General features: G+C 65.5%; 10 protein-coding genes. 8 read left to right on the plus strand and 2 right to left on the minus strand.

Annotated features, from left to right (window positions below; all coding sequences use genetic code 11):
• Nucleotides 1-30: 30 nt before the first annotated feature.
• Nucleotides 31-1188: an acyl-CoA dehydrogenase family protein gene (locus ISX93_RS06175; protein ID WP_195777839.1), complete on the minus strand. Its 1158-nt coding sequence runs from the start codon at nucleotides 1186-1188 to the stop codon at nucleotides 31-33.
• A 584-nt stretch (nucleotides 1189-1772) separates the two neighbouring features.
• Between ISX93_RS06175 and ISX93_RS06180 the strand changes: the two genes are divergently transcribed.
• A complete protein-coding gene (locus ISX93_RS06180; protein WP_229732079.1) occupies nucleotides 1773-3119 on the plus strand; it encodes a hypothetical protein in 1347 nt (448 codons plus the stop codon).
• A 305-nt stretch (nucleotides 3120-3424) separates the two neighbouring features.
• Complete coding sequence (locus tag ISX93_RS06185; RefSeq protein WP_195777840.1) at nucleotides 3425-4297, plus strand: universal stress protein; 873 nt, start codon at nucleotides 3425-3427, stop codon at nucleotides 4295-4297.
• A 405-nt stretch (nucleotides 4298-4702) separates the two neighbouring features.
• On the opposite strand, the gene ISX93_RS06190 is transcribed toward ISX93_RS06185, so the two are convergent.
• On the minus strand, nucleotides 4703-5404 hold the full coding sequence (locus tag ISX93_RS06190) for a Crp/Fnr family transcriptional regulator (protein WP_195777841.1): 702 nt from the start codon (nucleotides 5402-5404) through the stop codon (nucleotides 4703-4705).
• Between the two features lie 120 nt (nucleotides 5405-5524).
• Here ISX93_RS06190 and ISX93_RS06195 point away from each other — a divergent pair, with 120 nt between their 5' ends.
• The 6 genes from ISX93_RS06195 (at nucleotide 5525) to ISX93_RS06220 (ending at nucleotide 13737) form a co-directional block, all read left to right on the plus strand.
• The gene (locus ISX93_RS06195; protein ID WP_195777842.1) at nucleotides 5525-6127 is read left to right on the plus strand and encodes a gluconate 2-dehydrogenase subunit 3 family protein; all 603 of its coding nucleotides are present in this window, start codon (nucleotides 5525-5527) and stop codon (nucleotides 6125-6127) included.
• An 11-nt stretch (nucleotides 6128-6138) separates the two neighbouring features.
• Nucleotides 6139-7824, plus strand: coding sequence for a GMC oxidoreductase (locus ISX93_RS06200; RefSeq protein ID WP_195777843.1), 1686 nt, complete (start codon nucleotides 6139-6141; stop codon nucleotides 7822-7824).
• A 19-nt stretch (nucleotides 7825-7843) separates the two neighbouring features.
• Entirely contained in the window at nucleotides 7844-8713 is an 870-nt protein-coding gene (locus ISX93_RS06205) for a ThuA domain-containing protein (RefSeq protein ID WP_195777844.1), read from the plus strand.
• A 12-nt stretch (nucleotides 8714-8725) separates the two neighbouring features.
• Nucleotides 8726-9868 carry a DUF945 family protein gene (locus ISX93_RS06210; RefSeq protein ID WP_195777845.1) on the plus strand — a complete coding sequence of 381 codons (1143 nt, stop codon included), beginning with the start codon at nucleotides 8726-8728 and terminating at the stop codon, nucleotides 9866-9868.
• Nucleotides 9869-9964: 96 nt separating this feature from the next.
• Nucleotides 9965-10861, plus strand: coding sequence for a pseudouridine synthase (locus tag ISX93_RS06215; protein ID WP_195777846.1), 897 nt, complete (start codon nucleotides 9965-9967; stop codon nucleotides 10859-10861).
• A 167-nt stretch (nucleotides 10862-11028) separates the two neighbouring features.
• A complete protein-coding gene (locus ISX93_RS06220) occupies nucleotides 11029-13737 on the plus strand; it encodes an HAD-IC family P-type ATPase (protein WP_195777847.1) in 2709 nt (902 codons plus the stop codon).
• The last annotated feature ends 312 nt before the right edge of the window (nucleotides 13738-14049 follow it).

Raw genomic sequence — 14049 nt, forward strand, 5'->3', positions numbered from 1 at the left:
ATGGTCTCTCTGAAAAAAGGTTGATGGGACTCAGGCGATCTCGCGCAGCAGTTCGCGCGCAATGATGACCCGCTGGATCTCGCTGGTGCCCTCGTAGATCGAGGTGATGCGCACGTCGCGGGCATAGCGTTCCAGCGGGAAGTCCTTGATATAGCCATAGCCACCGAGCAGTTGCAGGGCGGTGTAGCAGGCTTTATTGGCCTTCTCCGAGGCGAACAGCTTGGCCATCGACGCCTCCTTGCCAAAGCTCAGCCCCTGCGCCTTGCGGTCGGCAGCATTCATCAGCAGCAACCGCGCCGCTTCCAGATCGGTGTAAGCGTCAGCAAGCATCCACTGCAGGCCCTGAAAATTCGCCAGAGTCTGGCCGAACTGCTTGCGCTCGCCGATGTAGTTGCGCGCGAAGTCCATCGCCGCCAGACCGATGCCCAGCGCCAGCGAACCCACGCCGATGCGCCCGCCGGCCAGTTCGCCCACCGCGACCTTGAAGCCCTGATTCAGCTCGCCCATCAGCGCGTCCCTGGGGATGCGGCAATTCTCGAAGCGCACCTCGTTGGTGGCCGAGGCATGCTGGCCCATCTTCTTTTCCGCCTTGCTGATGGCGAGGCCCGGCACGCCGTTTTCCACCAGGAAGCAGGAGATGCCCTTGCCGCGCGGCAGGCTGCTGTCGGTGACGGCCCAGACCACGAACAACCCGGCGTATTCGGCGCTGCTGATGAACTGCTTGGCGCCGTTCAGCACCCACTCATCGCCATCCAGTACGGCGGAGGTCTTCATGCCGGACGGATCCGAACCGGCGCCGGTTTCGGTCAGGCAGAAGCCACCGGCAGCGTATTCGCCGCTGCACAGCTTGGGCAGGTAGCGCTGCTTCTGCTCTTCACTGGCCACCGCCTGAATCACCTCGGCGACCATATTGGTTACCGACATGGTCACCGCGGTGGAGGCACAGGCGCGGGCGACTTCGGTGATCGCCAGGCTGAAAGCCACGGTGCCGGCCGCCGCGCCACCGTACTGACTGTCGATGTTCAGGCCCATGAAGCCGAGTTCCGCCAGTTGCCTGAGGTTGGCCAGAAACTGGGCGCGGTCGCCATGCTGATCGAGTTTTTCAGCCACCGGGGCCAACTCGCTCTGGGCAAATTTGCGGGCCATGTCCTGGATCATGGCCTGGTCTTCGTTGAGGGTCAGGTTCATTGCTGTCTGCTCTGGATAGGGGCGTCGGAATCCGGTGCCGGAGTGAATGATGAATTGCAAAAGTTAAGTGTTGCAGGAGGCATTTCGCAGGATGGGGCGAGCGTAGCGATACCCATCGGCGGCGGTCATGCCGGTTACGCCGCTACTCGGCTAACCAATCCTGCAAAGCCGGCAAGCTGGCTCTCCTATCTGGCGCATGCAAATTAAAGGCGCTGCCTGCATCAGTGGTTGAGCGTGCTTTTCCCCGTGTAGGGTGGGCTTCAGCCCACCAAAAGCAGCGGTGCAATAAGGTTGAGCGGCAGGTTGGCAGCGGTGGGCCAAGGCCCACCCTACGCCTACCCTTCGATAAGCGGGTCTTCAACCCATAATGCTTACATAGCCAAATTTAAACCGCTTATGAGCCAAATCCATAGGTGATTCAATCCGCTAGATCAGGCGTTGTGCCAGCCTGCCGGGCGCTTGTCTGGAATGGCGCGGACGCCTCCGGCCGGGGATGCGCTAGCAGTCAAGGCTGCGCGGCCCGCTTCCCTGTGCCGCGGCCGCTGGTTATGGTGGCAGGCAAATGTCCTGGTCGAGAGTGCTGCATGTCCGAGTCCGAGCTACCCTGTTGTGCCCCTGCCGCCGAGCACCTGGCGCCGGCCACGTTCGCCGGGGTGTCGGTGCAGGCGCTGAATGCCGAGTGCTTCTGCATCGGCCTGGATCACGCGGCGTTGCGCGTCGCGCTGGAGTCGTCGCTGGGCCAGCCGGGGCTGTTCGAGCTGGTGCGCGAGCGTTGCCCGTACCTGTTTGCCAGCCATCCGGTGTTCGTCGCCCCGGCAGAACTGGAACGGATGGCCGCAGTGGTGCGTGCGGTGGAGGCGGTGGTGGCCCTGCCGGCCTACCGCGCGGCGGTGCTGGCCACTGCGCCGGCCATTGCCCGGCAGGCGGTGGCGCCGCGCGGGGTGTTTTTCGGCTACGACTTCCATGTCGATGAAGATGCCTTCGGCCTGATCGAGATCAACAGCAATGCCGGCGGCGCCATGCTCAACGCGGTGCTGGCGCGGGCGCAGCGCGCCTGTTGTCCGGCGATCGAGCAGATGTTGCCGGCGGCCATGCGCAGTGAGGCGCTGGAGGAACGGATCATCGCCATGTTTCACGAGGAATGGCGGCTGGGCGGTGCGGCGCGGCCGCTGCGCAGCATCGCCATCGTCGACGATGCGCCGGAGCAGCAATACCTCTACCCGGAATTCCTGCTGTTCCAGCAACTGTTCCAGCGCCACGGCCTGCAGGCCGTGATTGCCGATCCGGCGCAGCTGAGCCTGCGTGACGGCCGGCTGTGGCTGGGCGAGCTGGCCATCGACCTGGTCTACAACCGCCTGACCGATTTCGCCCTGGAAACGCCGGCCAGCGCCACCTTGCGCCAGGCCTGTGTGGAGCAGGCGGTGTTGCTCACCCCGCACCCGCAGGCCCATGCCCTGTATGCCGACAAGCGCAACCTGGCGCTGCTCAGCGATGCCGTGCAGCTGGAGGCCTTCGGCGTGCCGGCGGAGACCCGCGCGCTGCTGCTGGCGGCCATCCCGCGCACCGAACGGGTGACCCCGGAGCATGCAGAACGCCTGTGGGCGGCGCGGCGCACGCTGTTCTTCAAGCCCTGCGCCGGCTTCGGCAGCCGCGCGGCGTATCGCGGCGACAAGCTGACCCGGCGCGTCTGGGCGGAAATCCTCGCCGGCGACTACGTGGCCCAGGCGCTGGTACAGCCCGGCCAGCGGGTGATGGCCCGGCAGACTGCGGCGCTGAAGTTCGACCTGCGCAACTACACCTACGCCGGCGAGGTGCAGTGCGTGGCGGCGCGCGTCTACCAGGGCCAGACCACCAACTTCCGCACCCCCGGCGGCGGCTTCGCCCCGGTGTATCCGGCGCCGCCAGGCGGCTGTGCCCCGCCCTGCGGCTGAGGCGGACGCCGGTCTCGGGGGCTATGCAACCATCGTCTCCAAAAACGCCAGTGCTTACCTCGAAACAAGCTAAACACGTGCTTGACCATCCGTGCCCAGGGAGGAAACTGATAACTGCTCTGGCTGGTTATCTGCGGGATATCATGGCTGTTGCCGGCGCAAACTGGTCGCAGTCGGCAGGCGCAAAGCGCTTTGCCGGGCTGCCCATGCCGGCACCGTGCACGGTCGGCGCCACTTTCGTCCGCCAGAAACTGCCCGCGAGGCCAGTCCGCCATTAACGCTTGCCAATGGGGGAGGAGGTTGCCATGCGCTCGATACGCACCATTCTCGCCGGCCTGCCGCCGGCTGCCGACAGCCTGGCCTTGCTGCGCGCCCAGGAGCTGGCGCTCAAGCTGGATGCCGCACTCGAGTTGCTGGTCTGCGACGCCCACGCCGATCAGGGCGAGTTTCTCCAGCGCCAGCTCAACCAGCTGCGCGAGCTGGGCATCCGGGCCCGCGGCGAGCAGGTCGCAGTCGACATCGGACAGGTCAGCACGGCCATGCTGCAAGCCTGCCAGCGGCTGGACAGCGATCTGTTGATCAAGCAGCAGCAGCCGGCCTCCTGGCTCGAGAAGCAGCTGCTGCTGCCCGATGACTGGCACCTGTTGCGCGACGCTCCCGTGCCCTTGCTGCTGGTCAAGAGCCGCCAGGCCTGGAGCGGCGGCAAGGTGCTGGCGGCGATGGATGTCGCGCATCAGGATGAGCTGCACAAGGCCTTGCAGGGCAATGTGATCGCGGCGGCGGCGGAGTTGTGCGCGCTGTTCGATTACAGCCTGCATGTAGTCAGCGCCCATGAGCTGGTCGGGCTGCCGAAGACCGAGTCGATCACCAGCCTCGAGGAGGCCCTGGCCCGCAACTGTCTTGAGCAACTGCAGTGGCTGCAGGACGAGTACGGGCTGAGCGAGAACCAGCTGCATATCGGCGAGGGTCCAGCCAGCACGCTGATTCCGCAGGTGGCCCGGCAACTGGAGGTGAGCATGGTGGTGCTCGGCACCGTGGCCCGGCGCGGCCTGGCTGGCGTGCTGATTGGCAATACCGCGGAAACCGTGCTGGATAACCTGGATTGCGATGTCCTGGTGCTGCACCCGCACACCCTGTTCAGCCGCCAGGCGGAGCGGCACAGCCACCAGGTTGCCTGATGCGGCGGGCGCCTGCGCCAATCCTGGCTGACCGCCCGTGGCGTTATTGCTGGCGCTGTCTGCATTAGTGGTTGGCCGTGCTTTTCCCCGCGTAGGGTGGCTTTAGCCCACCAATGCCAGACACAGTGCTTCGATGGGCTTTGGTGGGCTAAAGCCCACCCTACGCTCACCCTGCTGCCACCCGGCGGCCCCCTGCGGCAAGCGGGTCTGCAAACCATAACGTATTGATTAACCCCTCGAGTTGGTAGCAGCGCCTGCAGGCGCGCCGCCCCGCCGCGCGCTTTTGCCGCCCCCGCGGCGAGGGTGCCGTTCTCGCACAGCAGGAGCCGTATCAGGCGTCAGGTGTCTCGGCGCTTTCTGGCGGGAGCGGGCAGCCCCGCGATGCGCCGGCACCGCCTGCTGCTGTCAGCGGTTGGCCATCATCGCCAGCAGGATCGGGTCGGTCGAGGCATCCAGCAGTTCGCGCAGGCGCTCGGGCGCGAGGATTTCCACACTGCGGTAACGGGTGGCGATCCAGCCGCGTTCGGCCCACAGGCTGATGTGCTTGCTGACGAACTGGCGGCTGGTACCGGTGTATTCGGTCAGCGCGTCCTGGGTCACCGGCACCACCAGCCGGGCCGAGCCGTCGACCGCCGGCTGCGCCAGGTTGAGCAGCGCCAGCGCCAGGCGCTGGTCGGCCGGCTGCAGCAGGGTGTGCAGGTGCAGCAGGTGCCGCAGGCGCAGGCTGCGCGCCAGCCCGGTGACCAGCAGGCGGGCAAAGCCGGGTACCTGCTCCATGGCCTGCAGCACCGCGGCGCGCGGCAGGCGCCAGCCGCGGCAGGCGCTGATCGCCAGCGCGTCGGCCAGGGCGGCTAGACCCTCGCTGATCTCGATGTCGCCAAAGCAGTGCCCGGCACTGGCCAGGCCCGTGACGATGGTGCGCCCGCCGGGGGTGTCGAGCTGGAAGCGGATCTGGCCCTGGTCGATCATCCACAACGCCGCCACCGGCCCCTGATGCCGAAAGAGGCAGTCGCCGGCGGCAGCCTGCCAGGGCTCGGCCAGGGCCATCAGTGCGGTCTGGCTGGGGGCGGGCAGGCTGGCGAGGAAGCGGGCAACGGGTTGGCTCATGGTTTTCGGGTAATCGTCCACGCGTGGGTAGTTTGCGCACCGCTGTACTGGTTAGGATGCGCCAGCGCATTACACAACAATATTGCATCCACGTGCAGGCCCGACGTGCAGAGGTGATTCATGCAGCGCCGCGACTTCCTTCAGATTGCCGTCATGCTCGGCGGCATCACTGCCTCGGGCCTGGTCCGGGCGCTCACCCAGACCGCTGCAGCGCCGCTGGTTGCGCCGCGCCTGTTGAGTGACGCGCAACGCGCGCAGATCAGCGTGCTGGCCGAACTGGTGATCCCGCGCACCGACACGCCCGGTGCCATCGACGCCGGAGTGCCGGCGTTTATCGAGCAGATTGTCACCAGCTGGTACACCGACACCGAGCACGGCATCTTCATGCAGGGCCTGGATACCCTTGAGCACGAGGCGCAGCAGCGTTTCGGCAACTCCTACAGCGCCTGTAGCGAGGCGCAGCAGACCGTGTTGCTGGCCGAGCAGGAGGTACATGCCCGCGATCAGCAGCGCCTGCATCCGCCGCCGCAGGCCAGTGCGGCGGACAAGCCGCTGATCGACGAGCAGGCGCCGTTCTTCAGCAAGCTCAAGGAACTGGTGGTGGTCGGTTACTACACCTCGGAACGCGCGGCGCTGACCGAGATGGTCTACCTGCCCGTGCCCAATGGCTATCGCGGCGAAGCCACCCTCGCTGACAGCGACGGCAAGCAGTACATCTGGTGAAGGAGCAACGCATGCCTGAATTCGACGCCATCGTCATCGGCTCCGGGATTACCGGCGGCTGGGCCGCCAAGGAGCTGTGTGAGAAGGGCCTGAAAGTGCTGGTGCTCGATCGCGGCAAGGAGATAACGCCCGAGAAGGATTTCACCACCGCCCTGATGCCACCGTGGAAGATTCCGCTGCGCGGGCTTCCGGACCGGAACCTGTATGAGCAGGATTACCCGATCCAGAGCCAGAGCTACGCCTTCGACGAGACCACCCGGCACTTCTTCAACCGCGACAGTGCCAACCCCTACGTGTATGACCCGCAGCAACCCTTTATCTGGACACGGGCAGACGTGGTCGGCGGCAAGTCGTTGCTGTGGAACCGTCAGGTCTACCGTTTCAGCGATCTGGACTTCGAGGCCAACAAGCGCGACGGCCATGGCAACGACTGGCCGATCCGCTACCGCGATATCGAGTCCTGGTACAGCTATGTCGAGCGCTTCGTTGGCGTAAGTGGTGAGGCGCTCGGCCTGCCGCACCTGCCCGACAGCGAATTTCAGCCGCCGATGGAACTCAACCATGTCGAGAAGGTGCTGCGTCAGTCATTGCAGACGCACTACGAGAACCGCCACCTGACCATCGGCCGGGTGGCGATTCAGACCGAGGCGCGCAACGGCCGTGGCGCCTGCACCTACTGCTTCAAATGCGAGCGTGGCTGTACCTTCAATGCCGCCTTCAGCAGCCTCAATGCGACCCTGCCGGCGGCGCGCGCCACCGGCAACCTGACCCTGCGTGGCGACAGCGTGGTCGAGGGCATCGACTATGACCCCAATACCAAACGCGCCAGCGCGGTGCGCGTGATCGATGCGCAGACCGGCGCGCGCAGCCGCGTCAGCGCCCGGCTGGTGTTCCTCTGTGGCTCCACTGTGGGCAGCACGCAGATCCTGCTCAACTCCACCAGCGCGAGTTTCCCCAACGGTCTGGGTAACCGCAGCGGTGTGCTCGGCCGCTACCTGACCGAACACATCACCCCGGATGGTGCCTACGGCATCGTGCCCGGCTATCTGGACAAGTATCCCTATGGCTATCGGCCCAACGGCCTGTACATCCCGCGCTTCCGCAATTTGAGCGCTGAGGGTGAGGGCCTGGACTTTGTGCGCGGTTACAACTTCCAGGGCGCGGCCATGCGTCCCGGCTGGGATCTTAACTACAAGCTGATTCCCGGCTTCGGCAAGGAGTTCAAGCAGGCCATGCACGGCCCCGGTCCCTGGGTGCTGTATCTGGGTGGCTTCGGTGAAGTGCTGCCCAGTTACGACAACCGCGTGTACCTGCATCCGACCCTCAAGGATCGCTATGGCATCCCGCAGGTGGCCTTCGATTTCCGCTACGGCGCCAACGAAGCTGCCCTGCGTGCCGACATGCTGCGCGAAGCCAAGAGCATGCTTGAGCTGGCTGGTGCGGTTGGGGTGCAGACCTTCGTCAATAATCAGCCCGGGCGCAGCATCCACGAGATGGGCACGGCGCGCATGGGCGACGATCCGGCGACGTCCTTCCTCAACCGCTGGAACCAGAGTCACGAGGTGCCCAATCTGTTCATCACCGACGGCGCGTGCATGCCTTCGGCTTCATGCGTCAACCCGTCACTGACCTTTATGGCGCTGACCGCGCGCGCCGCCGACTACGCCGTGCAGCAGTTGCGCGCCGGCCAGATCTGACTTCAAGGAGATTCACCCGATGACACGTTCTTCCTCCCGTCTGGCCCGCTTCGGGCGTTATGCATTGATTGCCCTGGTCGTACTGGCGCTGCTGGCCGGCGCGCTGGCGATCAAGCTGCGTATGGATGGTTTTCTCCGCGAGCCGGCCTACGAAACCGTGGCACCGGTTCTGCCGGCTGATCTCAAACACCCGGCGATTCTGCTGTTCAGCAAGACCAATGGCTTCATCCACAAGGAAGCGATTCCGGCGGCGCAGGCGTTGTTCCAGAAGTTGGGCGAGACCAACGGCTGGTCGGTGTACCTGACCGACAACGCCGCCGTGCATAACCCGCAGGATCTGGCGCGCTTCGATGCAGTGGTGTGGAACAACGTCTCCGGCGATGTGCTTACCGCCGAGCAGCGCACGGCGCTGGAGCAGTATCTGCAGAACGGCGGCGGTTTCGTCGGCATCCACGGCAGCGGTGGCGATCCGGAATATGCCTGGGCCTGGTACCCGCAGTCGCTGCTGCGCGCGCAGTTCACTGCGCATCCGATGTTCCCGCAGTTCCAGGAGGCAACGCTGAAGGTCGAGAGCCCGCAGGATGCGATTGTCAGTCACCTTCCAGAGTCGTTCTCCATGACCGATGAGTGGTACTCCTTCCGCGCCCCGCCCAAGGATGTGCAGGTGCTGCTCAGTCTGGATGAACAGACCTACTCGCCGCAGGTGCTGTTCGCCGACATCGGCATGGGCAAAGACCATCCGATCGCCTGGAAGCATTGTCTGGGCAAGGGCCGGGCGTTCTACGGCGCACCCGGCCATCTGGCTTCTTCCTATAGCGATCCGCGCTATGCCCGTGTGCTGGAGCAAGCCACGCGCTGGGCCATGCAGCCGGATCCGGCGTGTCAGTGACGGGGTACGGCGATGCTTAACTGGCTGCGTAAACCGCGAACCTGGGCCTGGCTGGCCGGGTTGTTTGTCCTGCTGGTGGTCGGCGTGGCCGGCCTGACCGGCGTGCTGTTGCGCCAGCAACTGGCACCCCTGCAGGCGACGCCCGTGCAGCTGGAAAACGGCGCCCGCCTGAGTGTGCAGGAGTTGCACGGTGGCTGGTTCAGTACCCGCGCCATCCTGCGCCTGGACTGGCCGCTGGATGCCGGGCGGCAGCTGGTGCTGCGCGTGGCCAACGACATCGGCCACGGTCCGTTCCCCGCAGACCGGCTGGCGCAGTTCGACCTGCGCCCGGCGCTGCTGACGGATCGGCTGCGACTGCTCGACCTGCAAGAACACCACAGTGAACAGCAGCAGGCATTGCCGGCGGAGTTCTCTGGCAATCTGCGCCTGAGCTATCTCGGCCACCTGCAGACGGACTTGCAGGGTGCTACGCCAAGGCTGCCACTGGGCGTCTGGCAACTGGCGGTAAGCGATCTGCAATTGGCTGTCGATGCTTCACTGGATTCGCTGGATCTGCAGCTGACGACGCAGCAGTTTGAGCTGCAGCAAGGTGGCGCGCCACTGCTGCGCCTGACGGGCGTTGAGCAGCAGGTGCAGTTGGACGGGGATGCCACTACGGCAGCCTTGGCCTTGCAACTCTCAGCCGGCGAACTGGCGCTGTGGGGCCAGCCGGTCGGCCAGCTCAGCCAGCAGCTGACGGCTGAAGGCGTGAGTCTTGCGGCAGTGGCGCAAGCCTTCGCTGGCCAGACGCAGGCCTGGGCCACCGCGCTGCCGCCGGCGAGCCACGTGCAGGGCACGCTGTTGGCGCTGTCTAATGCAGACGGCCGTAGCGGCATGCAGCTGGACAAAGCTGTTGGACCCCAGCCGCTAACGGTGAAGGCAAACCTGTCCAGAACCATGTTCCTCGGCGCGCTGGAAGACAATGCCGCCCTGCGCGGACAGGGCCAGACCATCGCCCGCCAACAGGCGATGCAGTTTTATGGTTTTGTCAGCCAGCCATTGCTGCAGACCGGCTTGTTTGCCAGCAGCGCGGACGGCCTGCGGGCCGAGCTGGAGCTGGATGAGCGCGGCCTGCGCAGTACCCTGCCGACCACCTTTCTCAGCCAGAACCACTAGCCGTCCGGGCCCGCTCCGCGCCCGGCTGCTGGCCGGCATCGCCGCCGCTGCGCCGGCTGCGGTATTCTGCGCGCTGATCCGGCCAGACCTTTCGCCATGTCGCTTTCCTCTACCCATCACGCGGGCGTCCGCCCCAGTACCCTGCATCTGCCGCGCGGCGACTGGGCCACGGTGCTGGATTGCCTGTGTGCGCATTTCCCCTCCGTCAGCCGCGCGGTCTGGCTGCAGCGCATGGCCCGCGGGCGGGTGCTGGGTGCCGATGGGTTGCCGCTGGGGCCGCAGGATGCTTATCGCGAAGGGCTGCGCGTGCACTACTTTCGTGAAGTGCCGCAGGAGCGCGAGATTCCGTTTGTTGAGACCCTGCTGCATGTCGACGAGCATCTGGTGGTGGTCGACAAGCCGCATTTCCTGCCGGTGGTGCCGTCCGGTGGCTATGTCGAGCAAACCTTGCTGGCCCGGCTGGTCAAACGCCTGGACAACCCGCAACTGGTGCCGATCCACCGCATCGACCGCCTGACTGCCGGGCTGGTGCTGTTCTCCGCCAACCCGCAGAGCCGCAGCCAGTATCAGCAATTGTTCCGCGACCGGCAGATCGTCAAGGGCTATGAGGCAATTGCCCCGGCGCTGCCAGGACAGTCGTTTCCACAGCTGCGCAAGACCCGTCTGGCCGAGGCCCAGCCTTTCTTCCGCATGCAGGAAGTGGACGGTCCGGCCAACAGCGAAACGCGTATCGAGGTGCGTGAACAGCAGGGTGATCTGTGCCGTTACGGCCTGTATCCGCTGACCGGCAAGAAGCATCAGTTGCGCGTGCATCTGGCAGCGTTGGGGGCGGGCATCTGCAACGACCCGTTCTACCCGCAACTGACTGCCGCCAGCGATACCCCGGACGATTACAGCCGCCCGCTCAAGCTGCTGGCGCAGGAACTGGCCTTCAGCGATCCGCTCAGCGGATTGCCACGCAGTTTTCGCAGTGAACTGACGCTGACATGGTGATTCGCTACAGCAGGGCGCAACATTATTGCAGCGGCTTTTAATGACTTGCATTTTGCAGGGTGGAAAACGGCGCTAGCCTTTTCCACCGCTACCGGGCCGGTGGGCATTCGCTGCGCGAGATGTCCAGCCTACCTGCTGCCAATCCGGCTGTTCGGGGGAGGAAGTCGATGAAGGATTGCGCAAATCATGTTTGGCATGCGTTGCCGGGCGAGCAGTGTCTGCACTTGCTGGAAGTGCAAAGCACTGGCCTGAGCGACGCGCAAGCGCGGCTGCGCCTGCAGCAATACGGCGCCAATAGCCTGCCGCCGCGGCAGGGCGCAGGTCCGCTGAAGCGCTTTCTGCTGCAGTTTCACAATCTGTTGATCTATGTGTTGCTGGCGGCTTGCCTGGTCATGCTGCTGCTGGAGGGGTGGCTGGACAGCGCGGTGATTTTTGGCGTGGTGCTGATCAACGCGATTGTCGGTTTCATCCAGGAAGGCAACGCCGAGCAAGCCATGCGCGCGATCCAGCAGATGCTCACCGTGGAGTGCCGGGTCCGGCGTGCCGGTGCCGTGCACAGTCTGCCGGCTGAACAGCTGGTGCCCGGCGACATTGTGCTGCTGGAGGCTGGCGAACGGGTCTCCGCCGACCTGCGCCTGCTGGAAGTGCATGACCTGAGCATCGAGGAGGCGGCCCTCACCGGCGAGTCGCTGGCGGTCGGCAAGCAGTCGGCGCCGGTACCCGACGAAGCCAGTCTGGGCGATCGGCTGAGCATGGCCTATTCCGGCACGCTGGTGACAGCAGGCAGTGGCTGCGGGCTGGTGGTGGCCACGGCCGACGCTACCGAGCTGGGGCGCATCAGTCAGATGCTGGGCAGCGTCAGCAGCCTGCAAACGCCGCTGCTGAACGATATGGCGCGCTTTGCCCGGCAACTGACGCTGATCATCGTGGCGCTGGCGCTGCTGACGTTCAGCTTCGGGGTGTGGTTGCGCGGCTACAGTGCGGTCGAGATGCTGATGGCTGCCGTCGGTCTGGCGGTGGCGGCAATCCCGGAAGGTCTGCCCGCGGTGCTGACGATCATTCTGGCGCTGGGCGTGCAGCGCATGTCGCGGCGCAAGGCGATCATCCGGCGCTTGCCGGCGGTGGAAAGCCTTGGCGCGGTGACGGTGATCTGCTCGGACAAGACCGGCACCCTGACGCGCAACGAGATGACCGTGCAGCAGGTATTCACGGCGGCCCATCTTTACCGGGTCGACGGGGTGGGCTATGCCCCGCGGGGCAGTGTCCAGTGTGATGATGGCCAGCTGTGCGCGCTGGACAGCGCCGATGACCTGCGCGAACTGGCGCGCGCCGGCCTGCTGGCCAATGGCGCCAGTCTGCATTGCAGCGAGCAGCTATGGAGTATCACCGGCGATCCGACCGAGGCGGCGTTGCTGACCCTGGCCGGCAAGCTCGGCATGCAGCAGGCACATGAGGTTGAGCGTTTGCCGCGGCTGGACAGCATCCCGTTCAGCGCCGAGCAACGCTGCAGCGCCACCCTGCACCACGATCACTCCGGGCATGGGCTGATTTACCTGCTCGGCGCACCCGAGCGGCTGCTGGAACTGTGCAACCGGCAGTGGCGCGACGGTCGCGATGAACCGCTCGATCTGCGCCACTGGCATGCCGCGCTGGAGCAGGGCGCCAGCCAGGGCTTGCGCATGATCGGCCTGGCCTTGCGCAGCCTGGCGCAGCCGCAACACGAATTGAACTATGCCGATCTGGAGGGTGGCTTTGTCCTGCTCGGCCTGGTGGGGATGCTCGATCCGCCGCGCGAGGAGGCAATCCGGGCGATTGCCGAATGCCATGTGGCCGGGATCAGCGTGAAGATGATCACCGGCGACCACGCCGCCACTGCCGCCTGCATTGCCGGGCGCCTGGGGCTCGGCGGCGCTGCGCCGCTCACCGGCGTTGAGCTGGATCGGCTTGACGATGCCGCGCTGGATGCGCGGCTGGCCGATACCCATGTGTTTGCCAGGACCAGCCCGGCGCACAAGTTGCGTCTGGTCGAGCGCCTGCAGGCGGCAGGGCAGCGGGTGGCGATGACCGGTGACGGGGTCAACGATGCGCCGGCCCTGAAACGTGCGGACATTGGTATTGCCATGGGTATCAAGGGCACCGAGGTGGCCAAGGAGGCGGCGCAGATGGTGCTGGCCGACGACAACTTCGCCACCATCGTGCATGCGGTGGAGGAGGGGCGCACGGTCTATGCCAATCTGCAGAAGTCGATCCTGTTCATCCTGCCGACCAATGGCGGACAGGCGTTCGCCCTGCTGGCGGCGATTGCCCTGGGTCTGACGCTGCCGATCACACCGCTGCAGATTCTCTGGATCAACATGATCTCTGCCGTGACCCTGGCGCTGGCGCTGGCCTTTGAGCCGGGCGAGGACGGCCAGATGCGCCGACCACCACGCGATACACGGCAGCCACTGTTGAGTCCGGCCCTGTTGTGGCGGGTTGCGCTGATCTCGCTGCTGATGGCCGGGCTGTGCCTGGGTCTGTTCGATTACAGCCAGACACTGGGCTGGTCGGTAGAGGCCAGCCGCACCCTGGCGGTGAATGCGATGGTGGCCTGCGAGATGGGCTATCTGTTCAGTTGCCGCAGCCTGGAGGGCTGGGCCAGCTTCAGCTGGCGCGACAATCCGATGGTCTGGTACATGGTCCTGCTGCTGGCGGGGTTGCAGATGCTCTTCAGTCACTGGAGTGGCTTGCAGCGGCTTTTCGCAACTGCGGATCTGCCCGCCATGGCCTGGGGCGGCTGTCTGCTGATTGCGGGGGTGGTGTGTGCCCTGGTTGAACTGGAGAAGTGGCTGCTGCGCCAGCTGGCAGCTTTGCGGTTGCGTGAAGCCGGCAGGTAGGGGCGCGCCCGGTTCCGCCGGGTTCATTGGCGCTGCCAGCCTGCCTGTCAGGCCCGGCAGCGGACTGGCGAGGGTTGCTCAGTCCGTGCCCGGCGTGACCGTCCGGTCATGCTCCCGGACCGGCCTGACCACCAATCAGAAGCCTGCTTTTGCGAGCGGACGGCAGCCTTCGGCTGTGGCACACTCTGCCCTTTGTTACAAACTGTGTTGGGGGTATTGCCCCCGGCCTGTAACCCTTGTTCTGTGCTCCAGGCCCCGTTGGCCGGGGCTTTGCGCTCAACTGGCCGCCGCGGGCGACCACAACAAGAAGAG

This window comes from Pseudomonas sp. N040 (assembly GCF_015637705.1).
Taxonomy (GTDB): Bacteria; Pseudomonadota; Gammaproteobacteria; order Pseudomonadales; family Pseudomonadaceae; genus Aquipseudomonas.

What these genes read in the sequence shown, in the direction of transcription:
- ISX93_RS06185 (WP_195777840.1), top strand. Translation starts at nt 3,425, where the DNA reads ATGCGCTCGATACGCACCATTCTCGCCGGCCTGCCGCCGGCTGCCGAC.
- ISX93_RS06180 (WP_229732079.1), top strand. Translation starts at nt 1,773, where the DNA reads ATGTCCGAGTCCGAGCTACCCTGTTGTGCCCCTGCCGCCGAGCACCTG.
- ISX93_RS06220 (WP_195777847.1), top strand. Translation starts at nt 11,029, where the DNA reads ATGAAGGATTGCGCAAATCATGTTTGGCATGCGTTGCCGGGCGAGCAG.
- ISX93_RS06190 (WP_195777841.1), bottom strand. Translation starts at nt 5,404, where the DNA reads ATGAGCCAACCCGTTGCCCGCTTCCTCGCCAGCCTGCCCGCCCCCAGC.
- ISX93_RS06200 (WP_195777843.1), top strand. Translation starts at nt 6,139, where the DNA reads ATGCCTGAATTCGACGCCATCGTCATCGGCTCCGGGATTACCGGCGGC.
- ISX93_RS06205 (WP_195777844.1), top strand. Translation starts at nt 7,844, where the DNA reads ATGACACGTTCTTCCTCCCGTCTGGCCCGCTTCGGGCGTTATGCATTG.
- ISX93_RS06195 (WP_195777842.1), top strand. Translation starts at nt 5,525, where the DNA reads ATGCAGCGCCGCGACTTCCTTCAGATTGCCGTCATGCTCGGCGGCATC.
- ISX93_RS06175 (WP_195777839.1), bottom strand. Translation starts at nt 1,188, where the DNA reads ATGAACCTGACCCTCAACGAAGACCAGGCCATGATCCAGGACATGGCC.
- ISX93_RS06215 (WP_195777846.1), top strand. Translation starts at nt 9,965, where the DNA reads ATGTCGCTTTCCTCTACCCATCACGCGGGCGTCCGCCCCAGTACCCTG.
- ISX93_RS06210 (WP_195777845.1), top strand. Translation starts at nt 8,726, where the DNA reads ATGCTTAACTGGCTGCGTAAACCGCGAACCTGGGCCTGGCTGGCCGGG.